Genomic DNA, 24,120 nt, shown 5'->3' with positions numbered 1-24,120 from the left:
CGTCGCCCCGAGCCTCCGTCGATAGATGACAGACCAATCCCTTTCCGGACTCCGCATCCTCGTCGTTGAAGACGAAGCGATGATCTCAATGCTGATCGAAGACATGCTGCTTGATTGCGGCGCGACCGTCGTCGGCCCGGCCGGCAGCGTCGCGCAGGCGATGAAGGCGCTGGAGGGCCAGGACATCGACGGCGCGCTGCTCGACGTCAACCTCGGCGGCGAGAAGAGCTTTCCCGTCGCGGACGCCCTCACCGAACGCGGGGTCAGGTTCGTGTTTTCGACCGGCTACGGCGAGGCCGGCGTGATCGACCGCTATCCCAACGCGCGGACGTTGCAGAAGCCGTTCATGCCGGCCGATCTCGAGCGCGCGCTCGCCCATCTCGCCGCGGCGCGGTAGTCCGCGCGCGCCCGCAGCCTGTTAGGCTTTGACGGCGTCCTGCCCGCGACAGAGACTGCGGGGCGCGGCGACGAGTTTGTGTTTCCTTGCCTGGAGGGGCTGGTCAGCCGCGACGGACTGTCGCTATAGTGCATACACACATCTCGGATCGAGAGACGCTATGCCGAGCTACAAGGCGCCCGTCGAGGATACGCTCTTCCTGCTCTACGACGTGCTGGGCTTCGAACGGCACGCCAACCTTCCCGGCTTCTCGGACGCCTCGCGCGACGTCGTCGAAGCGGTGCTGCAGGAAACGGGGAAGCTCGCCGAGGAGGCGTTCCAACCGGTGAACCGGATCGGCGACGTCCAGGGCTGCGTGCGCGCGGACGACGGGTCGGTCGCCATCCCGAAGGGCTTCAAGGCCGCCTACGACGCCTTCGCCGAAGGCGGCTGGATCGGACTCTCGGCCGATCCGGAGTACGGCGGCCAGGGCCTGCCGCACACGCTGGCCGCGATCGTCAACGAGTACGTCTCCTCCGCCAACATGGCGCTCGCCATGTATCCCGGGCTGACCCAGGGCGCGATCGCGGCTCTGACTCTGCACGGATCGGACGCGCTGAAGCGGACCTACCTGCCGAAGATGATCGCCGGGGACTGGACCGGCACCATGAACCTGACGGAGCCGCACTGCGGCACCGACCTCGGGCTGATCAAGACCAAGGCGGTCCCGAACGGCGACGGCTCCTACCGCATCACCGGCACCAAGATCTTCATCTCGGCCGGCGAGCACGACCTGACCGAGAACATCGTCCATCTAGTGCTGGCGCGCATCGAGGGCGCGCCCGAGGGCACCAAGGGCATCTCGCTGTTCGTCGTGCCGAAGCTGCTCATCAACGACGACGGTTCGCTCGGAGACCGCAACGGCGTGTCCTGCGGCTCGCTCGAGCACAAGATGGGCATTCACGGCAACGCCACCTGCGTGATGAACTACGACGGCGCGACCGGCTGGCTGGTGGGCGTCGAGCACCGCGGGCTGCCGGCCATGTTCACGATGATGAACGAGGCCCGGCTCGGCGTCGGCATCCAGGGCCTCGCCCAGTCCGAGGTCGCCTACCAGAACGCCGTGGCCTACGCCAAGGACCGCCTGCAGGGCCGCGCGCTCACGGGCGCGCAGGACGCGGCGAAGCCCGCCGACCCGATCATCGTGCACCCGGACGTCCGCCGCACGCTGTTGTCGATCAAGGCCTTCAACGAGGCGGCGCGCGCGCTCATCCTGTGGACCTCGCTCAAGGGCGACGTCGGCCACGCCAGCGACGACGCCAAGGACAAGCAGACCGGCGACGACCTGATGGGCCTGCTCACCCCCGTCATCAAGGGCGTGATCACCGACGTCGGCTTCGACAACACCGTGAAGGCTCAGCAGATGTTCGGCGGGCATGGCTACGTCGCCGAATGGGGCATGGAGCAGTTCGTCCGCGACGCCCGCATCGCCATGATCTACGAGGGCGCGAACGGCGTTCAGGCCATGGACCTCGTCGGCCGCAAGCTCGGCCGCGACGGCGGCCGCGCCATCATGGCGCTGTTCAAGGAGATCGACGGCTTCCTCGCCGCGAACGCCGCCGACGAGGGGATGAAGCCCTTCCTCGAGCCGCTGAAGAAGGCGCGCGGCGACCTGCAGTCCGCCACCATGTGGTTCATGGCGAACGCCATGGCGAAGCCCGACAACGCCGGCGCCGGCGCCACCGACTACATGCACCTCTTCGGCCTCGTCGCGCTCGGCTACATGTGGGCGAAGATCGCGCGCGCCGCGCTCGACAAGACCGTGGATGGGACCGGCGACGCCGCGGCGATGGGCGTGAAGCTGACGACCGGCCGTTTCTTCATGGAGCGTTGCCTGCCGGAGACCGGCGCCCGCCTCGCCGCGATCTCGGCCGGCGCCGACGCGGTGATGGCGCTGCCGGCCGAAGCCTTCTGACGCGCTCGATGACGTCGGGACGCCTGGGAACGCCCGGGAGCCTGGCGACGGTTTGATCTGACGACGCGGGACGCCAATGCCCGAATACCTGCTCCGCTGCTTCGCCGAGTCCGGCAACTCCTACAAGCCGGCGATTCTGCTCGAGCTCGCCGGGGCCGACTGGGCGCCGGTGTTCGTCGACTATTTCCACGGCGAGACCCGCGAGGCCGAGTACCGCGCGCTCAACGTCATGGGCGAGGCGCCGGTGCTGGAGCATGGCGACGTCACGCTCAGCCAGTCCGGGGTGATCCTCGACTATCTCGCCGACGCGCTGGGGGCGTTCGGCGCCGAGACGCCAGCCGAGCGGCGCGAGATCTGGCGCTGGATCCTGTTCGATAACCACAAGTTGACGAGCTACACGGCGACGCTCCGCTTCATGCGGGCGATCGCGAAGACCGGCGAGACGCCTGTCACGGATTTCCTGCACAAGCGTGCGGAGGCGGCCTACGCCGTGCTGGACGCGCACCTCGCAGGCAAGACCTTCGTCGTCGGCGAACGCCCCACCATCGCGGACCTCTCGCTGTCCGCCTATCTGTTCTTTGGCGACGAGATCGGCGTTCCGTTCGAACCCTACGCCAACATTCGCGCCTGGCTGGAGCGTATCCGCAGCTTGCCGGGCTGGAAGCATCCCTACGATCTCATGCCGCGCGAAAAGCCGGCGGCGGCGTGAACGACGCCGCACGAGGAGGACGTCCCATGGCCGAGGCCTTTATCTACGACGCCGTCCGCACCCCCCGGGGGCGCGGCAAGCCGGACGGGGCGCTGCACGAGGTCTCCACGCTCGGCCTCGCGACCACGGCGCTCCGGGCGCTCGCCGATCGGAACGGGCTCGACGCCGGCCGGATCGACGACGTGGTGCTGGGCTGCGTCGACCCGGTCGGCGAGGCCGGCGGCGACATCGCCCGCGCGGCGGCGCTCGCCGCCGATTACGGCGTCCAGGTTCCCGGCGTGCAGATCAACCGCTTCTGCGCCTCGGGGCTCGACGCGGTGAACTTCGCGGCGGCGCAGGTGATGTCCGGCCAGCACGATCTCGTGGTCGGCGGCGGCGTCGAGAGCATGAGCCGCGTCGGCCTCGGCGCCTCCGGCGGCGCCTGGCCGATGGATCCGGCGATCGCGATCAAGTCCTACTTCATGCCGCAGGGCGTCTCGGCCGACCTGATCGCGACCAAGTACGGCTTCTCCCGCGACGACGTCGACGCCTACGCCGTCGAGAGCCAGAAGCGCGCCGCGGCCGCCTGGAGCGAGGGGCGCTTCGTGGGTTCCGTCGTGCCGGTGAAGGACGTCAACGAGCAGATCCTGCTCGACCGCGACGAGCACATGCGGCCCGACGCGACCATGCAGTCGCTGGGCGCCCTCAAGCCCTCGTTCGCCGAGATGGGCGAGCTCGGCGGCTTCGACGCGGTCGCGGTCTACGCGCACCCGGACGTGGAGCGCGTCAACCACGTGCACCACGCCGGCAACTCCTCCGGCATCGTCGACGGCGCCGCCGCCGTGCTGGTCGGCTCGAAGGAGGCCGGCGACGCCGCGGGCCTGAAGCCGCGCGCGCGCATCCGGGCCTTCGCCAACATCGGCTCGGACCCGGCGCTGATGCTGACGGGGCCGATCGACGTGACCAAGAAGGTGCTGGCGCGATCCGGCATGAGCCTCGCCGACATCGACCTGTTCGAGGTTAACGAGGCCTTCGCGGCGGTCGTGCTGCGCTACCTCCAGGCGTTCGACCTCGACCCGGCCAAGGTGAACCCCAACGGCGGCGCGATTGCGCTGGGCCACCCGCTCGGCGCGACCGGCGCGATGATCCTGGGCGCGGCGATCGACGAGCTGGAGCGGTCGGGCAAGTCGACCGCGCTGGTGACGCTCTGCATCGGCGCCGGCATGGGCACGGCGACCATCATCGAACGGGTGTGAACTTACGAACGTCGACCGCCTCGCTCGGACACTCCACCGTCATGCCCGCGTCTTCGCGGGTATCCACGACTTGGACGTGGAGCGCAGCGGCTCGGAAAGTCGTGGATACCCGGCTCCGCCGGGCATGACGGTCGAGAAACGGACACGCGGCGGCAGGGACAAGAAGCGACCATGACCGAGACCAACTTCAAGACCGAGCTCGACGCGGACGGAATCCTCTCCGTCGTCTGGGACATGCCCGGCCGCTCCATGAACGTGCTCTCCGCCGACGCCATCCTCGAGCTGTCCGGGCTCGTCGACCGGGTGATCGCGGAGGAGGCGGTGAAGGGCGTTGTGATCTCGTCCGGCAAGAAGGCGTTTTCGGGCGGCGCGGACCTGACGATGCTGGAAGGCATCGGACGGCTCTACGCGCGGGAAAAGGCGCAGAACGGCGAGGCGGCCGCGGCCGGCGTGGTGTTCGAGGAAAGCCGCAAGCTCTCCCAGCTCTACCGGCGGATCGAGACCTCCGGAAAGCCGTGGGCGATCGCGCTCCACGGCGTGTGCCTCGGCGGCGCCTTCGAGCTGGCGCTCGCCTGCCACTGGCGCGTCGCGGCGAACGACGCTTCCACCCGGGTGGGGCTGCCCGAGGTGAAGGTCGGCCTGTTCCCCGGCGCTGGCGGCACCACCCGCGTGGCGCGCATGCTGCCGCCGCAGGACGCGCTGCAGATGCTGATGAAGGGCGAGCAGATCCGCCCCGACAAGGCCCGCGGCATGCGCCTGGTGGACGAGGTCGCGCCCAAGGACGAGATCGTCGACCGCGCCAAGGCCTGGCTGAAGGGAACGCCGAAGGCCGTGAAGCCCTGGGACGAGAAGGGCTTCAAGCTGCCCGGCGGCCCGGTGTGGTCGAAGCCCGGCTTCATGACGTTCCCGCCCGCGAACGCGATCTACCGGCGCGAGACCCAGGACAACTACCCCGCCATCCGCGCCATGCTGCAGGTGGTGTTCGACGGGCTGCAGCTGCCGATGGACCTGGCGCTCACCGTCGAGAGCCGGCACTTCGCCAAGGTGCTGCGCTCGCCGGAAGCGGCCGCGATGATCCGCACGCTGTTTGTCTCCATGCAGGAGCTGAACAAGGGCGCGCGCCGCCCGGCGGGCGTTCCCGAGGCCGCGATCCGGAAGGTCGGCATCGTCGGCGCGGGCTTCATGGGCGCCGGCGTCGGCTACGTCAGCGCGCAGGCCGGCCTCGAGGTGGTGCTGGTCGACCGGGACCAGGAGGCCGCCGACAAGGGCAAGGAGTTCGCCCGCAAGCTGATCTCCGACCAGGTCGCCAAGGGCCGCGCCACGGGCGCCGACCGCGACGCCCTGCTCGGCCGCATCACCGCGACGCCGGACTACGCCGCTCTGTCGGACTGCGACCTCGTGATCGAGGCGGTGTTCGAGGACCCCAAGGTCAAGGCCGAGGTCATCGCCAAGGTGGAGGCCGTGCTGAAGGACGGCGCGACCTTCGCCTCCAACACCTCGACGCTGCCGATCTCCGGCCTCGCCAAGGCCTCGAAGCGGCCGGAGCACTTCGTCGGCATCCACTTCTTCTCGCCCGTCGAGAAGATGCTGCTGGTCGAGGTGATCGAGGGCGAGCAGACCGGCGACCGGGCGCTCGCCGCCGCGCTCGACTATGTCCGCGCCATCAAGAAGACGCCGATCGTGGTGAAGGACTCGCGCGGCTTCTTCGCCAACCGCTGCGTCATCGCCTACATGCTCGAAGGGCACCTGCTGCTGACCGAGGGCGTGCCCGCCGCGATGGTCGAGAACGTCGCGAAGCAGGCCGGCATGCCGGTCGGGCCGCTGTCGCTGAACGACGAGGTGGCGCTCGACCTCGGCCTGAAGATCGTCAACGCCACCAAGGCCCAGCTCGGGCCGGACGCGGTGAACCCGGCGCAGGAGAAGCTCCTCCGCACGCTGGTCGAGACCGAGGGCCGGCTCGGGCGCAAGAACCGCAAGGGCTTCTACGACTACCCCGAAGGCGGCAAGAAGAGCCTGTGGCCGGGCCTCGCCGACCTGCAGGAGACCAAGCTGGATCCCGAGGCGCTCGACGTGACGGAGATCCGCCACCGCCTGCTGGTGACGCAGGCGCTGGAGGCGGCGCGCACGGTCGAGGAGGGCGTGATCACCGACGTGCGGGAGGCGGACGTGGGCGCCATCCTCGGCTTCGGCTTCGCGCCCTTCACCGGCGGTCCGCTCAGCTGGATCGACGGCATGGGCCCCAAGGCCTTCGTGGCGCTGGCGGAAGGCCTCGCAGCCAAGCACGGCCCGCGCTTCGCGCCCAACGCCCTGCTGAAGGACCTCGCCGCCAAGGACGACACCTTCTACGGCCGGTTCGCGCCGACGAAGGCGCCCGCCGAGGCGGCGTAGCGCGGGGGGCGCCTGCATTCCTGACGAACCTGGATCTCCGCGACCCGTCCGGGCCGCGTCGGTTTGGGTTCACTGGGGACGCACGCGCCGTCGTTCCGGGCGAAGTCCCGGAACCCATCACCCCGCCGGCCCACAACCATCTCAACCGCCGGGATGATGGGCCCCGGCACTCCGGCCGGGGCGACGTCGAGCCTCTCAGAGAAGCGCGTTCAACTCACACGAGACGACACGTCACGCTTCCGCTCAACCGCCGCGCGACAACTGAAAAAGGCCGGACAACATGTCCGGCCTTTTTCAGTTCGGGTCAGCCGCCTCAGGCGTAGGCGCCGTGGCAGTGCTTGAACTTCTTGCCGGAGCCGCAGGGGCAGGGCGCATTGCGGCCGACCGCGGACCAGGTGGTCGGGTCGTTCGGGTTCACGCTCTGGGGCCAGGCGCCGTTCTCGTCGGCGGCGGCGTAGGACTGGTCGGCCAGCGCCATCTCGTTCTCGCCGGTGTGCGGATCCTGGTGGATCGCGTGCATCTCGGGGAGGTCCTCGTCCGCGAGCGGCGGCGGCGACTGCACCAGCTCGACGCGCATCAGCTGAGCCGTGACCGTCTCGCGCAGGCGGGCGAGCATGGCCTCGAACAGCTCGAAGGCCTCGGACTTGTACTCGTTGAGCGGGTCGCGCTGGGCGTAGCCGCGGAGACCGATCACCTGGCGCAGATGGTCGAGCGTCGCGAGGTGCTCGCGCCAGAGGTGGTCCAGCGTCTGCAGCAGCACCGCCTTCTCGATCTGCCCGGTGATGTCCGGGCCGAAGCGCTCGGCGCGCTCGGTCGCGGCGGCGTCAGCGGCCTTGGTGATGCGGTCGCGGATCTCCTCGTCGGCGATGCCTTCCTCGGCGGCCCAGGCCACGATGGGAAGGTCGAGGTTGAGGACCTCGCGGACCTCCTCCTCGAGCTCCTGCGAGCTCCACTGCTCGGGATAGGCGTTGGCCGGGATGTGCTTCGAGACGATGTCGTCGATGACGTCGTGGCGCATTTCCGCGATCGGTCCGGAGATCGACTCGGCGGAGAGGAACTCGAGCCGCTGCTCGAACACCGCCTTGCGCTGGTCGTTCATGACGTTGTCGTACTTGAGGAGGTTCTTGCGGATGTCGAAGTTCCGCGCCTCCACCTTCTTCTGGGCCTTCTCCAGCGCCTTGTTCACCCAGGGGTGGATGATGGCCTCGCCCTCCTGGATGCCGAGCTTCTGCAGCATACCGTCGATGCGGCCGGAGCCGAAGATGCGCATCAGGTCGTCTTCCAGCGACAGGAAGAAGTGGCTGCGGCCGGGGTCGCCCTGGCGGCCGGAGCGACCGCGGAGCTGGTTGTCGATGCGGCGGCTCTCGTGCCGCTCGGTCCCGACCACGAACAGGCCGCCGGCGGCGAGCGCCTTCTGCTTCTTCTCGGCGATCTCGGCCTTGATGGTCGCGATCCGCGCCTCGCGCTCCGGACCTTCCTCGACGCCCTCGAGCTCGCGCTCGATGCGCATCTCGAGGTTGCCGCCGAGCTGGATGTCGGTGCCGCGGCCGGCCATGTTGGTAGCGATCGTCACCGCGCCCGGCACGCCGGCGTCGGCCACGATGAAGGCCTCCTGCTCGTGGTAGCGGGCGTTCAGCACCTGATGCTCGACCTTGGCGCGCTTGAGCGCCTCGGACAGCGTCTCGGACTTCTCGATCGAGGTGGTGCCGACGAGGATGGGCTGGCCGCGCTCGGCGCAGTCGCGGATCAGCTCGATGATCGCCGCCTCTTTCTCCCGGGCGGTGCGGTAGACCTCGTCGTGGTCGTCCTTGCGCTGCACCGGCAGGTTGGTCGGGATGTCGACGACCTCGAGGCCGTAGATGTCCAGGAACTCCTCGGCCTCGGTCTGGGCCGTGCCCGTCATGCCGCCGAGCTTGTGGTACATGCGGAAGTAGTTCTGGAAGGTGATCGAGGCGAGCGTCTGGTTCTCGGGCTGGATCTTGGCGCCTTCCTTGGCCTCGAGGGCCTGGTGAAGGCCTTCCGAGAAGCGCCGGCCCGGCATCATGCGGCCGGTGAACTCGTCGATGATGACGACCTCGTCGCCGCGGACGATGTAGTCCTTGTCCTTCGAGAACAGCTTGTGGGCGCGGAGCGCCTGCGTGACGTGGTGGACGACGGTGACGTTCTCGACGTCGTAGAGGTTTTCGCCCTTGAGCAGGCCGGCCTCGGAGAGCATGGCCTCGATGTGCTCGTTGCCCTTCTCGGTCAGCGTCGTGGTGCGCTGCTTCTCGTCGATCTCGTAGTCGTCCGGATCGAGGCGCGGAATGAAGGCGTCGATCGCGATGTAGAGGTCCGAGCGGTCCTCCATCGGGCCGGAGATGATGAGCGGCGTGCGCGCCTCGTCCACCAGGATCGAGTCGACCTCGTCGACGATCGCGAAATGGTGCCCGCGCTGGACCATGGCGCGGACGTCGTACTTCATGTTGTCGCGCAGATAGTCGAAGCCGAGCTCGTTGTTGGTGGCGTAGGTGACGTCGCAGGCGTAGGCCTCGCGCCGCTCCTCGTCGTCCATGCCGTGCACGATCACGCCGACCGACAGGCCGAGGAAGCCGTGGATGCGGCCCATCCAGCTGCTGTCGCGCTTGGCGAGGTAGTCGTTGACGGTGACGACGTGGACGCCCTTGCCGGTCAGGGCGTTGAGGTAGGTCGCGAGCGTCGCGACCAGCGTCTTGCCCTCGCCGGTCCGCATCTCCGCGATGCGGCCCTCATGCAGGGTCATGCCGCCCATCATCTGGACGTCGAAATGGCGCTGGCCGAGCACGCGCTTGCTTGCCTCGCGGACCACGGCGAAGGCCGGGACCAGCAGATCGTCGAGGTTCGCGCCGTTCGCGAGCTGGTCGCGGAACTCGGAGGTCTTGGCGCGGAGCTGCTCGTCGCTGAGCGCCGAGAGTTCGGGCTCCAGCGCGTTGATCTGAGCGACCTTCGTGCGGAAGGCCTTGATGCGTCGGTCGTTGGATGAGCCGAACAGGCGTCGGGCGAGACCGCCGAACATGGGCGAACCTTTCAAGACTGGCGCGGACCGTGTCGGAGCGCTCGGTCGGAGGGGCGACGCCGCGGCTCGCGGCCTTCGGACCCCCGGCAATCCCCTCGAATTGGAGCCGCCTCGCGCACGGCTAGCGGCAGTGGTCGAGATAAGAGGGACCCCGAGGGTTGTCAATGTGAGCCCTTTCGGACACTCTCCCGCGCGATCGGGGCGCCAAGACGCTCAAAACGGAAGGTTCTCATGACATTTTCGCTTCTTCGGGCCCGGCGTTCGGTCGCGCTCGGCGCCGCGTTGACCGTCGCGCTGGCGGCCGCCGTCCCGGCCCTCGCGCAGACCCCGCCGCCCGCAGCGGCCCCGGCGCCGGCTGCGGCCGCCGAGGCCAAGCCGCTCGATCCCAAGACCGTGCTGGCGACCGTCGACGGCGAGGAGATCACCGCCGGCGACGTCGAGATCGCCTCCGAAGACCTGCAGCAGTCGCTCGCCTCCATGACCGAGCCGCAGCGCCGCGACTACACGCTCAACTATCTGATCGACCTCAAGATCGCGGCGAACGCGGCCGAGAAGGACAAGCTCTCGGAGACGCCCGAGTTCAAGCAGCGCATCGCCTATCTGCACGACCGCGCGCTGATGGAGGAGCTGCTCCAGAAGACCTCGAAGGCCGCCGTCACCGACGAGGCGATGCGGAAGCTCTACGACGAGACCGCGAAGAACCTGAAGCCCGAGCAGGAGGTCCGCGCGAGCCACATCCTCGTCAAGACCGAGGACGAGGCCAAGAAGGTCGAGGACCGTCTCGCCAAGGGCGAGGATTTCGCGACCGTCGCGAAGGAAGTCTCGACCGATCCCGGCTCCGCCAAGCAGGGCGGCGATCTCGGCTTCTTCGCCAAGGGCCAGATGGTCCCGGCGTTCGACGAGGTCGTGTTCAAGCTGGAGCCGAACAAGGTCTCCCAGCCGGTGAAGACCCAGTTCGGCTTCCACGTCATCAAGGTGACGGAGAAGCGCGAACGCCCGATCCCGCCGTTCGAGCAGGTCAAGCCGCAGATCGAACAGTACGTCGTGCGCACCGCTCAGCAGGACCTGGTGCTGAAGCTGCGCGGCGAGGCCAAGGTCGAGCGCACCAAGGCCGGCGAGCCGTCCGAGCCGACGCCGCCCGCGGACGCTCCGGCCGCGGCTCCGGCCCCGAAGTAAGGCCGCGTTCGCCGCCCGGCGACGGGCCGCAAGCGTCGACTTCGCGTCCCGGCCTTGAGCCGGGACCACAGATGCGTCGCCGGCGGGGACTGACGCGTTCCCGCCGGCGTCGCCTTCAAAGCTCGGCGGGTATGGGTCCAGGCTCAAGCCGGGACGCCGCCGGAGCCTGGTTTCGCACTAAGCGCCTCCTGCTGTTGGGCCCGCCATGTCGACCGCCGTCTCTCCGCTCGCCCCCACCTCCTTTCCGACCCTCCCGGCGATCGCGGGCGTGACCCTGTCGACCGCCGCCGCGGGCATCCGGTACAAGGGCCGCACCGACGTGCTGCTCGCGACCTTCGCGGAAGGAACCAGCGTCGCGGGCGTGTTCACCCGCTCGCGCTGCCCTTCGGCCGCGGTGGACTGGTGCCGCGAGCGGGTCTCGGGCGGGCGCATCCGCGCGCTGGTGGTCAACTCCGGCAACGCCAACGCCTTCACGGGCAAGAAAGGCCGCGCCGCGACCGGGTTGACGGCCGAGATCACCGCGCAGGCCGTCGGCTGCCCCGAGGCCGAGATTTTCCTGGCCTCCACCGGCGTGATCGGCGAGCCGCTCGACGCCACCCGCTTCTCGGGCGTGATGGACGCGCTGGTCGCCTCCGGCGTCGGCGAGGGCTGGGACGCGGCGGCGCGCGCCATCATGACCACCGACACCTTCCCGAAGCTCGCCACCCGCACGGCCGAGATCGGCGGCGTCACGGTGACGATCAACGGAATCGCGAAGGGCGCGGGCATGATCGCGCCCGACATGGCGACGATGCTGTCCTTCGTGGCGACGGACGCCGCGATCGCCCCGGCCGCGCTGCAGGCGATCCTGTCGGCGGCGGTCGACCGCTCGTTCAACTGCGTGACGATCGACGGCGACACCTCGACCTCGGACACGCTGCTCGCCTTCGCGACCGGCGCGGCCGGCAACCCGCCCGTCACCGAGGCCGGCGGTCCGGCGCTCGCCGACTTCGCCGCGGCCTTCGAGGAGCTGCTGGTCGAGCTTGCGCAGCTGGTCGCCCGCGACGGCGAGGGCGCGCGCAAGTTCATCACGGTCGAGGTGGGGGGCGCGGAGAGCGACCTTTCGGCGCGGCGCATCGCGCTCTCGATCGCCAATTCGCCCCTGGTCAAGACCGCGGCCGCCGGCGAGGACGCCAACTGGGGCCGGGTGGTGATGGCGGTCGGAAAGGCCGGGGAGCCCGCGGACCGCGACCGGCTGACGATCCGCTTCGGCGATATCCGCGTGGCCTTCGAAGGCGAGCGCGACCCGGACTACGATGAGGCCGAGACCTCGGCCTACATGAAGAACCAGGAGATCACGATCGGGGTCGAGCTGGGGCTCGGCGCAGGGACCGCCCGCGTCTGGACCTGCGACCTGACCGAGGGCTACATCGCGATCAATGCGGACTATCGGTCGTAGTCGCGGCGTCCGTACAACTCCCCTTTAACGTGTGGTCGCCATGATGTCCGCGGACGCGAAGCCCAAGCTCGTCCTAGTCGTCGCCTGCGCTTTGGTGGACGCCGACGGCCGCGTGCTCCTCGCGCAGCGGCCGGAAGGCAAGACCCTCGCCGGGCTCTGGGAGTTTCCCGGCGGCAAGGTCGAGGCGGGCGAGCGGCCGGAAGAAACCTTGATCCGGGAACTTGCCGAAGAGCTCGGCGTCGCGGTCGAGGAGCCATGCCTCGCGCCGCTCACCTTCGCGAGCCACGCCTACGAGACCTTCCACCTGTTGATGCCGCTCTACGTGTGCCGGCGGTGGACGGGGATCGTGACGGGCCGGGAGGGACAGGCGACGCGCTGGGTCCGCCCGCAGGCGCTCCGCGACTATCCGATGCCGCCGGCCGACGAGCCGCTGATCGCGCACCTCGTCGCCCTGCTCTGAGGCCGTTCCGCCGATCGACACGCGCAGGACGCGCGGACTGGGGATTGGCATGGCGTGGCAGGTTCAGGATGCGCTTCGGCGGTTCGCGCGCGACGAACGCGGCGCGACCGCGATCGAGTACGCGCTGATCGCAAGCGTCATGACGATCGCTTTGGTCGCCACCGTCTTCGTCCTGGGCGACGTCGTGCGGGTCAGGTACTTCGAGCGGATCGCGAACGAATTAAGGGCGCTTTCGGGTGGCTGAGGCCCCGTCTCAGGTCGCGACCGGACGGACTTCCTCGACTTCCGGCACGAAGTGGCGGAGCAGGTTCTCGATGCCCTGCTTCAGCGTGGCCGTTGACGACGGGCAGCCGGAGCACGAGCCCTTCATATCGAGATAGACGACGCCTTCGCGGAATCCGCGGAAGGTGATGTCGCCGCCGTCCTGCGCCACCGCCGGGCGCACCCGGGTCTCGAGCAGGTCCTTGATGGTGTTGACCGTCTCGGCGTCGGCCTCGTCGAAGAACTCGTCGCCCCCCGTCGCCGTCTGCGCGCCGCCTTCGGCGACCAGCGGCCCGCCGGCGAGGTAGTGCTCCATGATCGCCCCGAGGATCGCAGGCTTCAGGTGCGGCCACTCGCCGCCGGCCTTGGTCACGGTGATGAAGTCGGAGCCGTAGAACACGCCGGACACGCCGTCGATCGCGAACAGGGTCTGGGCGAGCGGCGAGCGCGCGGCCTCGTCGGCGGTGCGCATCTCCAGCGTGTCGCCGGGCAGCACGTCGCGGCCGGGCAGGAATTTGAGCGTCGCGGGATTCGGGGTCGCTTCGGTCTGGATGAACATTCTGAAATCAGCCTCCGGGTTCAAGGCGCGGAGCCTTCGCGCCGGTCGCGGCGCCTATCGTGAGACAGATGGTGGTTTTGGGGCGCTCGGTCAAATGCCGGCGGCGGGCGTCAGGCCAGCGAGTCGATCTGGGCGTCCGTGAGATGCCCTGGGACGATCGCGACCGGAATCGGGAAGGTGCCCGCGGAGCGGCCCGCGATCTGCGTGACGAGCGGCCCCGGCCCTTCGGCGCTGACGCCGGCCGCGAGCACGAGCAGGGCGACGTCCTCGTCCTCCTCGATCGCGGCGATCAGCTCCTCGGACTTCGCGCCCTCGCGCACCACCAGCTCGGCCTCGACGCCTGCGGCGTCGCGCGCCTTCGCGGCCACCCGCGCCAGATGCGCCCTGGCGGCGGCCTCGGCCTCCTCGCGCATGACGTCGCCGACGCCGAACCAGTGCTGGAACTCCCCCGGCGTGATGACGGTGAGCAGGGCGAGGTCCGCGCCGACGCGCGCCGCCCGCCGCGCGGCGAAGCGCACGGCGCGGTCGCACTCCTCGCTATCGTCCACGACGACGAGGAATTTCGGCCGGTGCCCGGCCTCGTAGGAGCGGCGTTGCGCGATCATGACGGGAGGATGCGCGCGGCGCGGCGGCCGCGCAACGGCGTCACCGGCGGACGAAGCCGACGATGTCCTTCACGGCCGTCATGGTCTCCGCCGCGATCGCTTCGGCGCGCGCGGCGCCGTCGCCCAGCACGCGGTCGATGTGGCCGGGATCGGCGACGAGACGCGTCATCTCGGCGTTGATCGGCCCGAGCTTCGCCACCGTCAGATCGACCAGCGCCTGCTTGAACTGCGAGAACTGGCCGCCGCCGAACTCGTCGATGACGCCTTGGGCGTCGGTGTCGGCGAGCGCCGCGTAGATGCCGATGAGGTTGTCGGCCTCCGGACGCTCCTTCAGGCCGTCCAGGCTCTCCGGCAGCGGCAGCGGGTCGGTCTTGGCGCGGCGGATCTTGTTGGCGATCTGGTCGGCGCTGTCGGTCAGGTTGATGCGGCTCGCGTCCGAGGGGTCGGACTTCGACATCTTCTTCGCGCCGTCGCGCAGGCTCATCACCCGGGTCGCGGGGCCTGCGATCAGCGGCTGGGGCTGCGGGAAGAACTTCTCGGGAAGGCCGTTCGCCGCGATCGAGGTCGCGAAGTCGTTGTTGAACTTCTGCGCGATGTCGCGGGCGAGCTCGAGGTGCTGCTTCTGGTCCTCGCCGACCGGCACGTGGGTGGCGCGGTAGACCAGGATGTCGGCCGCCATCAGGTTGGGGTAGGCGTAGAGCCCGACCGAGGCGTTCTCGCGGTCCTTGCCGGCCTTTTCCTTGAACTGGGTCATGCGGTTCAGCCAGCCGAGGCGGGCGACGCAGTTCAGCACCCACGCGAGCTCGGCGTGCTGGGGGACTTGGCTCTGGTTGAAGACGATCTGCTTCGAGCCGTCGACGCCGGCGGCGAGGAAGGCGGCCGCGACCTCGCGGATCGACTTCTTCAGCTCGACCGGGTCCTGCCACACGGTGATCGCGTGCATGTCGACCACGCAGTAGATGCAGTCGTAGCCCTCCTGCAGCTCCACGAAGCGCTTGATCGCGCCGAGGTAGTTGCCGAGGTGGAGGTTGCCGGTCGGCTGGACGCCGGAGAAGACCCGCTGGGACGCGCTCGTCATCTTGGATTTGCCCTCTGAACGAGGGCGCGTTATGGCCTCCGCCCGGCGGCCACGCAAGGCCTCGCCGCCTCTCACGCCGCCCGCTGACCCCGCCTTTCGGAGCGTTGATCCGCCATGTCGCACGCGAAATACGACGTCCTCGGCATCGGCAACGCCATCGTCGACGTGATCGCCGTCGCCGAAGACGATTTCCTGATCGCCGAGGGGCTGGCCAAGGGCTCCATGACGCTGATCGACGAGGAGCGCGCCGAGGCGCTCTACGGCCGTATGGGCCCCGCGATCGAGGCCTCCGGCGGCTCGGCCGCCAACACGCTCGCGGGCCTCGGCTCGCTGGGCGGGAGCGCGGCCTTCCTCGGCAAGGTGAAGGCCGACACGCTGGGCGGCGTCTTCGCCCACGACATCACGGCGATCGGCGTCCACTTCCCGTCCGCGCCCGCGACCGACGGCGCCGCCACCGCCCGCTGCTTCGTGCTGGTGACGCCGGACGGGGAGCGCACCATGAGCACCTATCTCGGCGCGGCCCAGGCGCTCGGCCCCGACGACATCGACGCCGCGACCGTGGAGGCCGCCCACGTCACCTATCTCGAGGGTTACCTGTGGGATCCGCCGGCGGCCAAGGAGGCCTTCCGCAAGGCGGCCGGCATCGCGCACGGCGCCGGCCGGCAGGTCGCCCTGTCGCTGTCCGACTCCTTCTGCGTCGACCGTTACAGGGCGGAGTTCCTGGAGCTGATCCGCACCGGCGTGGTCGACATCCTGTTCGCGAACGACAGCGAGCTGAAGGCGCTCTACGAGACGGGCGACATCGAGGCTGCGCTGCAGGCCGTGGCGACCGACGCCAAGCTCGCGGCGGTGACGCTGGGCGCGGACGGCTGCGTGGTCCTCCAGGGCGGCGAGCGGGTCTATGTGCCGGCGGCTCCCGTGGGCGGCGCGATCGTGGACAAGACCGGCGCGGGCGATCTGTTCGCGGCCGGCTTCCTGTTCGCCCACGTCCGGGGCCTGGGTCTCCAGCGCTCGGGCGAACTCGGCTCGCTCGCGGCGGCGGAGGTGATCTCGCATGTCGGCGCGAGGCCGCTGGTCAGCCTGAAGACGCTCGCGGAGAGCCGCGGCCTGATCTGAACGCTTCGCCCCGCGCATCGCAGCAGGCGCGGGCATCCCTCCCTCGACAGAGGGGAGGGTGGACGGGCGAAGCCCGGCCGGGTGGGGTGGGTTCAAGACAAAGCTCGCGGCCGTCGCGCCCTACGCCCGAGACCCCACCCGATCTCGGCTGCGCCGAGGCCACCCTCCCCACGCCTTCGGCGCGAGGAGGGATCCCCGCGGTGTTCTTGAAGCGGCTCGTCCGTTGCGCCGCTCGCCTCCGCCTGATCTCCTCGCGCGATGACCGACACGCCGACCATTCCCGTCTTCGACGGCCACAACGACACGCTTCTCCGCCTGCACATGCGCGGGGACGACGACCTGGGCGTGGGGGCGTTCCTGAACGGCGGCGTCGGCGGGCATATCGACCTGGCCAAAGCGCGCGCAGGCGGCCTGGCGGGCGGGATGTTCGCGATCTTCACGCCGTCGCCGCAGCTCGGGGTCGACTACCTCGAGCTGATGCGGGCCGCGACCTACGACGTGCCGCTGCCCGATCGCCTGCCGCTCGGCGACGCGCAGAAGGCGGTGCTGGCCATGGCCGCGCTGCTGCTGCGGATCGAGCGCGCGTCGGACGGCGCCGTCGCGGTCTGCCGCAGCGGCGCCGAGATCCGCGCCGCGATGGCGCGGGGCGCGTTCGCGACCGTGCTCCACATCGAGGGCGCCGAAGCGATCGACGCCGATCTCGACGCGCTCCACGTGCTGCACGCCGCCGGCCTGCGCTCGCTCGGGCCGGTGTGGAGCCGGCCGACGATCTTCGGCCATGGCGTGCCGTTCCGGTTTCCGTCCTCGCCGGACATCGGCCCCGGGCTGACCGAGACCGGCAAGCGCCTGGTCAAGGCCTGCGACGAGCTCCGCATCGTGTTCGACCTCAGCCACCTCAACGAGGCCGGCTTCTGGGACGTGGCGAAGCTGTCCACCCGACCGCTGGTCGCGACCCACTCCAACGCCCACGCGCTCACGCCGCACGCCCGCAACCTGACCGACGCGCAGCTTGCCGCCATCCGGGAGACGGGCGGCCTCGTCGGGCTGAACTTCGCGACCTGCTTCCTGCGCGAGGACGGGCGGATGCGCGGCGACACCGCCCTCGACGTCATGGCGCGCCACCTCGACCACCTCATCGACAGGCTGGGCGTCGACCACGTCGGCTTCGGCTCGGACTTCGACGGCGCCATCGTCCCCGACGCGCTGGGCGACGCGGCCGGCCTGCCGCGCCTGCTCGTGCATCTCAAGGCGCACGGCTACGACGACGCCACGCTGGAGAAGATCGCGTGGCGGAACTGGGTGGCGCTGCTGGAGCGGGTCTGGGGGGAGTGACTCAGCTCGGCTTGCGCGCCCAGGGCCTCGTGCCGGCGGGGACCTCCGCCTGCTGCGTGGAGCCGGTCGGCTGGTAGTAGAACGGCACGTCGGGCCACTGGCCCTCGGCGAGCTGCTTGCGGGTCACGGGGTTCGTGACCGCGAACGAGTCGAAGCCGCAGCGGCGCATCAGCGGCATCTGGTCGATCAGCACGTCGCCGACGGCGCGGATCTCGCCCACGTAGCCGTAGCGCTCGCGCAGCAGCCGGGCGGACGACGAGCTGCGGCCGTCCGAGTACTTCGGAAAATTCAGCGTGACGAGGGCCACGCGGTCGAGATGCGGCGCGAGCTCCTCGATCGCCTCGTTCGGCTCCACGGAGACGCCAAGCGGTGCGTTGCGGGAGACGAGCGCGTCGCGCTCCGCAAGAAAGCGCTCGAGCGGCAGGATGGCCGGACCGTCGGCGACCGCCTCGTCCTCCGCCGCGCGGGTCCATTCGTCCGCCTGGAAGCGGCCGTCGCGCCAGATCGTCAGCTCGGCGTCGGTGGTCTCGGTCGTCATCGAATCCTCGTCATCCCGACCCGGCGGCGGAGCCGTGAAGAGCCGGGGTCGTGGTTAGAATAAAGCGCTGGCCGCAAATGGCGATCCCGGAGCGCGGCCCGCCGGTCGCGTCCGGGATGACGATCCATAGGCCGGGACGCGGGCGGCCGTCAGATGCCGCTGCCCTCGTTCTCGGGCGTCATCGAACCGGCGATGTGGATGCCGCACTCGGTCTTGGCGCGGCCGCGCCAGCGGCCGGCGCGCGGGTCCTCGCCGGGCTTCACGCGGTCCGTGCAGGGCGCGCAGCCGATCGAGAGGTAGCCGAACTTCACGAGCGGATGCTCGGGCAGGCCGTGCTCCAGCCGGTAGGCCTCGACGTCCTTGGCCCCCCAGTCCGCGAGCGGATTGACCTTGATGCGCGCGCCATCGCCCTCGAACACCGGGAGTTCGGCGCGGAAGGCGTTTTGGAACCGCTTGCGGCCGGAGATCCAGGCAGGGAAGTCGCCGATCGCGTCGGCGAGCGGCTCCACCTTGCGGATGCGGCAGCAGAGGTCGGGGTTCGACTGCCATAGGAAGTTTTCGGGATCGAGCCGCGCCAGCCGATCGGTCTTGGGACCGACGGAGCGCACGTCGGTGAGGCCCAGCAGCGCCACGAGCTCGTCGCGGTACCGCAGCGTCTCCGCGAACAGCTGGCCGGTGTCGACGAAGATGACGGGCGTCGTCGGGTCCACCTCGGCCACCAGATGCAGCAGCACGGCGGAGTCCGCGCCGAAGCTCGAGACCAGCGCGATGCGGCCCCGGAACAGGTCCTTCACCGCCGCGTGGATCAGCGCCTGCGCGTTCTGGCCGCGGTGACGGGCGTCGAGATGCGCCGCGAGCGACGTCGCCCGCTCCGCGGCGCGGGCGGCGCTGACGCTCGGCAGCGGAACGTTGTTAGGCCGTTCCATAGAGCGCTTCCTTGAAGGGCTGCTGGCCAAGCCTGCGGACGGCCGCGAGGAAAGGTTCATCGGGGCCCTCACGCAACTTGAGATAGGTGTCGACCACGGTCTCGACCGCGTCGACGACCTCTTCCGTCTTGAAGCCGGGGCCGACCAGAGTGCCGACCGAGGCGGTCTCGTCGCCGGAGCCGCCGAGGGTGATCTGGTAGACCTCCTCGCCGCGCCGATCGACGCCGAGCAGGCCGATGTGGCCGACGTGGTGGTGGCCGCAGGCGTTGATGCAGCCGGAGATCTTGATCTTGAGCTCGCCGATCTCCTTCTGCCGTTCGGGCGAGCCGAAGCGGTTCGAAAGATCCTGCGCCAGCGGGATCGAGCGGGCGTTGGCGAGCGCGCAGTAGTCGAGGCCGGGGCAGGCGATGATGTCGGTGACGAGCCCGGCGTTGCCGGTCGCGAGGCCGTGCTCGGCGAGCTTGGCGTAGAGCGCCGGCATGTCGTCGAGCGCCACGTGGGGCAGCACGAGGTTCTGTTCGTGGCTGACCCGGATCTCGCCCTGCGAGTAGGCGTCGGCGAGATCGGCGATCGCCTCCATCTGGACGTCGGTCGCGTCGCCCGGGATGCCGCCGATCGGCTTCAGCGAGATCGTCACGACGCCGTAGCCCGCCGCCTTGTGGGGCGTGACGTTGTAGGTCGCGAAGTCCGCGAAGGCCGCGCTGTCGGCCTTGGCGGCCTCGAAGGCGCTCGACCGCGCCGGCTTCTCCGCCAGCACGGGCGGCGCGAAATAGGCCGTGATGCGCTCGATCTCGGAGTCCGGCAGACGCAGCAGCTCGGTCTTCCGGACCTCGACGAACTCGGCCTCGATCTGGCGCGTGATCTCCTCCGCGCCGGTCTCGTGCACCAGGATCTTGATGCGCGCCTTGTACTTGTTGTCGCGACGCCCGTGCAGGTTGTAGACCCGCATGATCGCCTCGACGTAGGCGAGCAGGTCCTCCTCGGCAAGATAGTCGCGCACCTTGTGGGCGATCATCGGGGTGCGGCCCTGGCCGCCGCCGACGTAGACCGCGAAGCCGATCCCGCCGTCCGGCCCGCGCTTCAGCTCCAGCCCGATGTCGTGCACCTGGATCGCGGCCCGATCCTTCGGCGCGCCCGTCACCGCGATCTTGAACTTGCGCGGCAGGAACGAGAACTCCGGGTGGATCGACGACCACTGGCGCAGGATCTCGGCGTAGGGGCGCGGATCCGTTATCTCGTCGGCGGCCGCGCCGGCGAAATGGTCGGTGGTGACGTTGCGGATGCAGTTGCCGCTGGTCTGCAGCGCGTGCATCTCGACCTTGGCGAGGTCGTCCAGCACTGCCGGAATGTCCTTCAGCGCCGGCCAGTTGAACTGCAGGTTCTGGCGGGTGGTGAAGTGGCCGTAGCCGCGATCGTAGGTGCGGGCGATGTGGCCCAGCATCCGGAGCTGCTTGGACGACAGCGTGCCGTAGGGGATCGCGATCCGCAGCATGTAGGCGTGGAGCTGCAGGTAGACGCCGTTCATAAGCCGCAGCGGCTTGAACTGGTCTTCCGTCAGCTCGCCGGTCAGGCGGCGGGCGACCTGATCGCGGAACTGGTCGACGCGGGCGGCGACGAAGCCGTGGTCGAACTCGTCATAGCGGTACATGGGGCGAACTCCTCAGACGCCGGTCGGCCGAAGCAGGTCCGGACGGACCGTGGGGCCGACGGCGCGGATTTCCTCGCGCAGACGCAGCGGCTTCAGCCGGCCGCCGTCGCGCGTGACGTCGATCGGATAGGACTCGACCACCTCCTGGGCGGCCTCGGCGGCCTTGCCCGCGGCGACCGCCTCGGCCAGGGCGTCGGCGCCCTCCGCCACAAGCGCGGAGTCAATGCGGTCGATCCAGCCGCCGTCGGGCGCGAGGTACACGACGACCCCGTCCGACAGCCGGTTCGCTGTGACGATCTGCGTGGCGGCCTTGGTCTTGGCGGCCGACTTCTGAATGGGCGCGGACATGTTCGAGCTTGAACCTTCAGGCGGCGGCGGTCGTGCCGACGGCCGCGGCGGCGAGGGGGCGGGCGTCGCCGATGTCGGCCTGCGCCAGCGCCTCTCCGATGAGAATCAGGACGGGAGCGCCGGCGTCGGCTTCGTGGGCCAGGGCCGGCAGGTCGGCGAGGCGGCCTGCAAAGACGCGCTCGCCCGGACGGGCGGCGTTCTCCACGGCGGCGACGGGGGTGTGGCCTGACAGGCCCGCCTCCATCAGCCGTTCGGCGACCGCTCCGGCGACCGAGCGGCCCATGTAGACCGCGACGGTCGCGCCGCCAAGAGCGAGCCCCGACCAGTCCGGCAGCGTGCGGCCGTCGAGGTCGTGACCGGTGGCGAAGACGAGGCTCGAGGCGACGCCGCGCAATGTCAGCGGAACCTTGGCCGAGGCGGCCGCGGCGAAAGCCGCGGTGACGCCGGGCACCACCTCGAACGGAACGCCCGCCCGCGTCAGCGCGGCCATCTCCTCGCCGACACGGCCGAACACCATCGGGTCGCCGCTCTTCAGCCGTGCGACCCGGCGGCCGGCCTTGGCCTCGCGGACCAGGATGGTCTCGATTTCGTCCTGGGTCGCCTCGTGATGACCCTTGCGCTTGCCGACGGAGATCCGCTCGGCGTCGCGCCGGCCCATTGCGATGACCTCGGACGGCACCAGCGCGTCGTGAACGATGACGTCGACTTCCTGGAGAACGCGCTGTGCGCGCAGAGTGAGCAGGTCAGTCGCGCCGGGCCCGGCGCCGATCAGCCAGACGTAACCGGCGACGTCCGCGCCGGCGGACAGCTCCCGCAGCGCCTCGTCGCGGGCGCCGGCGAGATCGCCGGCCAGCGCGCGGGCCGCGACGCCGCCCTCGAAGGCGCGCGCCCAGAACCGGCGTCGCGCCTCGCCCGCGGGCAGCATCTGCGCGACCGTCGCCCGCAGCCCGTCGGCGAAGGCGACGAGGCGGCCGAGATCGGGCGCAAGCATGGCTTCGATCTTCGCGCGCACATGGCGGGCGAGCACCGGCGCCGCGCCCTCGGTGCCGATCGCGATCGCGAGCGGGGCGCGGTTGACGAGGGCGGGGGTGGTGAAGTCGCAGAGCGCTGGCCGGTCGACCACGTTGACCGGAATGCGGACGGCGCGGGCGGCGTCGGCGATCGCCGTGTCGGCGGTCTCGTCTTCTGTCGCGGCGAACACCAGCACGGCGTCATCGAGATGACGCGGCGCGAACGGCTCTTCGATCAGCGTCGCGCCGAGCCGGGCGACGTCGGCGCGCAGCTCATCCTCCGGATGCGCCGCGACGACGCGCAGGCGCGCCTGCGTTTCGCCGAGCAGACGCACCTTCGCCGCCGCGGCGGGGCCGCCGCCGACGATCGCGACGACGCGGTCCGCGACGCGGACGAAGGCTGGAAAAGAGGTCAGACGCGGCATCGGATCTCGGGGCGCTCCCAGGAAGGTCCACACAATGGTATTACACATCAAAAATAGCAAGATGGTCATGTATAACAAAATTAGAATGTATTAAAGATGCGCGGCGTTTGACGCGTTGCAGCAAAGTCACGTTTCGGTTCTGAGAGCGCGCGCCGGTTGCCCTTCGCCGCGCCGCATCCTAAGAACCGTGTCGGGGACGTCCGGATTTTTACGCACGCGCGGCGCGCTCCGCCGCGTGTCATCTCCTTGTTTCGTGCAGGTGACCCCAATGTCCCGCATCGCCGCGTTTTCGCGCTTGGTTCTCGCCCGGCGTCGCCTCGCGTTCGTGTCCGCCGCCGCGCTGCTCGCGCTGTCCGGGGGCGCGCATGCCCAGGGCGCGCCCGGACCGCTCCCCGTCTCCGCGGCGACGCCCGTCCAGCGCCGCGTGGCGGACACCGCCGAGTTCACCGGCCGGTTCCAGGCGTCCAGCCTGGTCGAAGTTCGGGCGCAGGTCAGCGGCCAGCTGATGCAGGTGGCGTTCAAAGACGGCTCCTACGTCAAGAAGGGCGACCTGCTCTTCAAGATCGACCCGCGGCCCTACGCGGCGTCGCTCGCCCAGGCCGAGGCGGCGATCATCACCGCCCAGAGCAGCGTGGACCTCACCAAGTCCGACGTCGACCGCGCCAAGGACCTGATCCGCACCGGCAACATCACCGACCAGGTCGCGCAGCAGCGCCAGCAGGCCTACGCCGCGGCGCAGGCCAACCTGCAGTCCGCCCGCGCCCAGGCCGACACCGCCCGGCTCAATCTGGAATGGACCGACGTCCGCTCGCCGATCGACGGCCGAATCGGCCGCAAGCTGGTGACCGAGGGCAACCTCATCGCGTCCGGCGCTAGCTCGACGGTGCTCACCACGATCGTGGGCGTCCAGCCGATCTATTTCTACTTCGACGTCGATGAGCAGAGCTTCCTCCGCTACATCGGCTTCATCCGCTCCGGCGCGCTGAAGCCGGACGAGAACGGCGCGCCAGTGAAGATCGCGCTGCCGAACTCGACCGAGTTCAACATCGACGGCCGCATCGACTTTACCGACAACCAGCTCGACCAGCAGACCGGCACCTTGCGCCTGCGCGCGACCGTGCCGAACGCGGACCGCTTCCTGACCCCCGGCGTGTTCGGTCGGGTCCAGCTGACGTCGAGCCCCGAATACGACGCCCTGCTCGTGCCGGACGACGCCATCCTGTCCGACCAGACCCGCAAGATCGTGATGACGGTCGGGCCCGACAACAAGGTGGTTCCAAAGGTCGTGGAGCCCGGGCAGCTCAACGGCGCGCTGCGCGTGATCAAATCCGGCCTCGCGCCCGACGACAAGGTGATCGTGAACGGCCTGATGCGCGCGCGGCCCGGCGCGGAGGTGAAGCCCGAGATGGTGGATCCCACCAAGCCCGAGACGACCCCGGGGCAACACGGCGCTGCGAAGCCCGGCGAAGCCAAGTAAGGGCGCGCG

General features: G+C 69.9%; 21 protein-coding genes. 12 read left to right on the top strand and 9 right to left on the bottom strand.

Annotated elements, in window-relative coordinates; all coding sequences use genetic code 11:
• Positions 1-25: 25 nt before the first annotated feature.
• From JOD31_RS09220 to JOD31_RS09200, 5 genes are all read left to right on the top strand, one after another.
• On the top strand, positions 26-397 hold the full coding sequence (locus tag JOD31_RS09220; RefSeq protein ID WP_204950030.1) for a response regulator: 372 nt from the start codon (positions 26-28) through the stop codon (positions 395-397).
• Between the two features lie 160 nt (positions 398-557).
• Positions 558-2,351 carry an acyl-CoA dehydrogenase C-terminal domain-containing protein gene (locus tag JOD31_RS09215; protein WP_204950029.1) on the top strand — a complete coding sequence of 598 codons (1,794 nt, stop codon included), beginning with the start codon at positions 558-560 and terminating at the stop codon, positions 2,349-2,351.
• A 76-nt stretch (positions 2,352-2,427) separates the two neighbouring features.
• Positions 2,428-3,060 carry a glutathione S-transferase family protein gene (locus JOD31_RS09210; RefSeq protein WP_204950028.1) on the top strand — a complete coding sequence of 211 codons (633 nt, stop codon included), beginning with the start codon at positions 2,428-2,430 and terminating at the stop codon, positions 3,058-3,060.
• Positions 3,061-3,086: 26 nt separating this feature from the next.
• Complete coding sequence (locus JOD31_RS09205; protein WP_204950027.1) at positions 3,087-4,295, top strand: acetyl-CoA C-acetyltransferase; 1,209 nt, start codon at positions 3,087-3,089, stop codon at positions 4,293-4,295.
• A gap of 171 nt (positions 4,296-4,466) precedes the next feature.
• The gene (locus tag JOD31_RS09200; RefSeq protein ID WP_204950026.1) at positions 4,467-6,683 is read left to right on the top strand and encodes a 3-hydroxyacyl-CoA dehydrogenase NAD-binding domain-containing protein; all 2,217 of its coding nucleotides are present in this window, start codon (positions 4,467-4,469) and stop codon (positions 6,681-6,683) included.
• 313 nt (positions 6,684-6,996) lie between these two features.
• Here JOD31_RS09200 and secA read toward each other — a convergent pair whose 3' ends face one another.
• The gene (gene secA, locus JOD31_RS09195; protein WP_204950025.1) at positions 6,997-9,714 is read right to left on the bottom strand and encodes a preprotein translocase subunit SecA; all 2,718 of its coding nucleotides are present in this window, start codon (positions 9,712-9,714) and stop codon (positions 6,997-6,999) included.
• Between the two features lie 231 nt (positions 9,715-9,945).
• Here secA and JOD31_RS09190 point away from each other — a divergent pair, with 231 nt between their 5' ends.
• From JOD31_RS09190 to JOD31_RS09175, 4 genes are all read left to right on the top strand, one after another.
• Positions 9,946-10,890, top strand: coding sequence for a peptidylprolyl isomerase (locus tag JOD31_RS09190; protein WP_204950024.1), 945 nt, complete (start codon positions 9,946-9,948; stop codon positions 10,888-10,890).
• A 205-nt stretch (positions 10,891-11,095) separates the two neighbouring features.
• A complete protein-coding gene (argJ, locus tag JOD31_RS09185) occupies positions 11,096-12,328 on the top strand; it encodes a bifunctional glutamate N-acetyltransferase/amino-acid acetyltransferase ArgJ (RefSeq protein WP_204950023.1) in 1,233 nt (410 codons plus the stop codon).
• A 43-nt stretch (positions 12,329-12,371) separates the two neighbouring features.
• Positions 12,372-12,788: a (deoxy)nucleoside triphosphate pyrophosphohydrolase gene (locus JOD31_RS09180; protein WP_103122764.1), complete on the top strand. Its 417-nt coding sequence runs from the start codon at positions 12,372-12,374 to the stop codon at positions 12,786-12,788.
• A 49-nt stretch (positions 12,789-12,837) separates the two neighbouring features.
• Entirely contained in the window at positions 12,838-13,032 is a 195-nt protein-coding gene (locus JOD31_RS09175) for a Flp family type IVb pilin (RefSeq protein ID WP_204950022.1), read from the top strand.
• A 9-nt stretch (positions 13,033-13,041) separates the two neighbouring features.
• Here JOD31_RS09175 and JOD31_RS09170 read toward each other — a convergent pair whose 3' ends face one another.
• The 3 genes from JOD31_RS09170 to trpS all read right to left on the bottom strand — a co-directional run bounded on the left by JOD31_RS09170 (position 13,042) and on the right by trpS (position 15,291).
• Positions 13,042-13,608 (bottom strand): NifU family protein, encoded by a 567-nt coding sequence (locus tag JOD31_RS09170; RefSeq protein ID WP_204950021.1) that lies wholly within the window; start codon positions 13,606-13,608, stop codon positions 13,042-13,044.
• A gap of 110 nt (positions 13,609-13,718) precedes the next feature.
• A complete protein-coding gene (locus tag JOD31_RS09165; protein WP_204950020.1) occupies positions 13,719-14,213 on the bottom strand; it encodes a universal stress protein in 495 nt (164 codons plus the stop codon).
• A 40-nt stretch (positions 14,214-14,253) separates the two neighbouring features.
• Entirely contained in the window at positions 14,254-15,291 is a 1,038-nt protein-coding gene (trpS, locus tag JOD31_RS09160; protein WP_204950019.1) for a tryptophan--tRNA ligase, read from the bottom strand.
• Between the two features lie 114 nt (positions 15,292-15,405).
• Between trpS and JOD31_RS09155 the strand changes: the two genes are divergently transcribed.
• Both JOD31_RS09155 and JOD31_RS09150 read left to right on the top strand, forming a co-directional pair.
• The gene (locus JOD31_RS09155; protein ID WP_204950018.1) at positions 15,406-16,407 is read left to right on the top strand and encodes an adenosine kinase; all 1,002 of its coding nucleotides are present in this window, start codon (positions 15,406-15,408) and stop codon (positions 16,405-16,407) included.
• Between the two features lie 258 nt (positions 16,408-16,665).
• Positions 16,666-17,739, top strand: a complete 1,074-nt coding sequence (locus tag JOD31_RS09150; RefSeq protein ID WP_204950017.1) for a dipeptidase — start codon at positions 16,666-16,668, stop codon at positions 17,737-17,739.
• A 1-nt stretch (position 17,740) separates the two neighbouring features.
• Here JOD31_RS09150 and JOD31_RS09145 read toward each other — a convergent pair whose 3' ends face one another.
• From JOD31_RS09145 to cysG, 5 genes are all read right to left on the bottom strand, one after another.
• On the bottom strand, positions 17,741-18,277 hold the full coding sequence (locus JOD31_RS09145) for a DUF934 domain-containing protein (protein WP_204950016.1): 537 nt from the start codon (positions 18,275-18,277) through the stop codon (positions 17,741-17,743).
• Between the two features lie 149 nt (positions 18,278-18,426).
• Positions 18,427-19,203 carry a phosphoadenylyl-sulfate reductase gene (locus tag JOD31_RS09140; RefSeq protein WP_204950015.1) on the bottom strand — a complete coding sequence of 259 codons (777 nt, stop codon included), beginning with the start codon at positions 19,201-19,203 and terminating at the stop codon, positions 18,427-18,429.
• On the bottom strand, positions 19,190-20,851 hold the full coding sequence (locus JOD31_RS09135; protein ID WP_204950014.1) for a nitrite/sulfite reductase: 1,662 nt from the start codon (positions 20,849-20,851) through the stop codon (positions 19,190-19,192). Before JOD31_RS09135 ends, JOD31_RS09140 begins: the two co-directional genes overlap by 14 nt.
• A 12-nt stretch (positions 20,852-20,863) precedes the next feature.
• The gene (locus tag JOD31_RS09130; protein ID WP_204950013.1) at positions 20,864-21,199 is read right to left on the bottom strand and encodes a DUF2849 domain-containing protein; all 336 of its coding nucleotides are present in this window, start codon (positions 21,197-21,199) and stop codon (positions 20,864-20,866) included.
• Positions 21,200-21,215: 16 nt separating this feature from the next.
• A complete protein-coding gene (gene cysG, locus JOD31_RS09125; RefSeq protein ID WP_204950012.1) occupies positions 21,216-22,634 on the bottom strand; it encodes a siroheme synthase CysG in 1,419 nt (472 codons plus the stop codon).
• A 268-nt stretch (positions 22,635-22,902) separates the two neighbouring features.
• On the opposite strand from cysG, the gene JOD31_RS09120 reads away from it, so the two are divergent.
• Positions 22,903-24,111, top strand: a complete 1,209-nt coding sequence (locus tag JOD31_RS09120) for an efflux RND transporter periplasmic adaptor subunit (protein ID WP_204950011.1) — start codon at positions 22,903-22,905, stop codon at positions 24,109-24,111.
• The last annotated feature ends 9 nt before the right edge of the window (positions 24,112-24,120 follow it).

The organism is Methylopila capsulata, assembly GCF_016907975.1.
GTDB classification, from domain to species: domain Bacteria; phylum Pseudomonadota; class Alphaproteobacteria; order Rhizobiales; family Methylopilaceae; genus Methylopila; species Methylopila capsulata.
This window is presented reverse-complemented; position numbering and strand designations above follow the sequence as displayed.

Bases quoted from the DNA above. Each gene is read 5' to 3' on its own strand.
- secA (WP_204950025.1), bottom strand. From the start codon at position 9,714: ATGTTCGGCGGTCTCGCCCGACGCCTGTTCGGCTCATCCAACGACCGA.
- JOD31_RS09150 (WP_204950017.1), top strand. From the start codon at position 16,666: ATGACCGACACGCCGACCATTCCCGTCTTCGACGGCCACAACGACACG.
- JOD31_RS09210 (WP_204950028.1), top strand. From the start codon at position 2,428: ATGCCCGAATACCTGCTCCGCTGCTTCGCCGAGTCCGGCAACTCCTAC.
- JOD31_RS09205 (WP_204950027.1), top strand. From the start codon at position 3,087: ATGGCCGAGGCCTTTATCTACGACGCCGTCCGCACCCCCCGGGGGCGC.
- JOD31_RS09215 (WP_204950029.1), top strand. From the start codon at position 558: ATGCCGAGCTACAAGGCGCCCGTCGAGGATACGCTCTTCCTGCTCTAC.
- JOD31_RS09180 (WP_103122764.1), top strand. From the start codon at position 12,372: ATGTCCGCGGACGCGAAGCCCAAGCTCGTCCTAGTCGTCGCCTGCGCT.
- cysG (WP_204950012.1), bottom strand. From the start codon at position 22,634: ATGCCGCGTCTGACCTCTTTTCCAGCCTTCGTCCGCGTCGCGGACCGC.
- JOD31_RS09220 (WP_204950030.1), top strand. From the start codon at position 26: ATGACAGACCAATCCCTTTCCGGACTCCGCATCCTCGTCGTTGAAGAC.
- JOD31_RS09175 (WP_204950022.1), top strand. From the start codon at position 12,838: ATGGCGTGGCAGGTTCAGGATGCGCTTCGGCGGTTCGCGCGCGACGAA.
- JOD31_RS09135 (WP_204950014.1), bottom strand. From the start codon at position 20,851: ATGTACCGCTATGACGAGTTCGACCACGGCTTCGTCGCCGCCCGCGTC.
- JOD31_RS09165 (WP_204950020.1), bottom strand. From the start codon at position 14,213: ATGATCGCGCAACGCCGCTCCTACGAGGCCGGGCACCGGCCGAAATTC.
- JOD31_RS09190 (WP_204950024.1), top strand. From the start codon at position 9,946: ATGACATTTTCGCTTCTTCGGGCCCGGCGTTCGGTCGCGCTCGGCGCC.
- JOD31_RS09130 (WP_204950013.1), bottom strand. From the start codon at position 21,199: ATGTCCGCGCCCATTCAGAAGTCGGCCGCCAAGACCAAGGCCGCCACG.
- JOD31_RS09120 (WP_204950011.1), top strand. From the start codon at position 22,903: ATGTCCCGCATCGCCGCGTTTTCGCGCTTGGTTCTCGCCCGGCGTCGC.
- JOD31_RS09170 (WP_204950021.1), bottom strand. From the start codon at position 13,608: ATGTTCATCCAGACCGAAGCGACCCCGAATCCCGCGACGCTCAAATTC.
- JOD31_RS09145 (WP_204950016.1), bottom strand. From the start codon at position 18,277: ATGACGACCGAGACCACCGACGCCGAGCTGACGATCTGGCGCGACGGC.
- trpS (WP_204950019.1), bottom strand. From the start codon at position 15,291: ATGACGAGCGCGTCCCAGCGGGTCTTCTCCGGCGTCCAGCCGACCGGC.
- JOD31_RS09155 (WP_204950018.1), top strand. From the start codon at position 15,406: ATGTCGCACGCGAAATACGACGTCCTCGGCATCGGCAACGCCATCGTC.
- JOD31_RS09140 (WP_204950015.1), bottom strand. From the start codon at position 19,203: ATGGAACGGCCTAACAACGTTCCGCTGCCGAGCGTCAGCGCCGCCCGC.
- argJ (WP_204950023.1), top strand. From the start codon at position 11,096: ATGTCGACCGCCGTCTCTCCGCTCGCCCCCACCTCCTTTCCGACCCTC.
- JOD31_RS09200 (WP_204950026.1), top strand. From the start codon at position 4,467: ATGACCGAGACCAACTTCAAGACCGAGCTCGACGCGGACGGAATCCTC.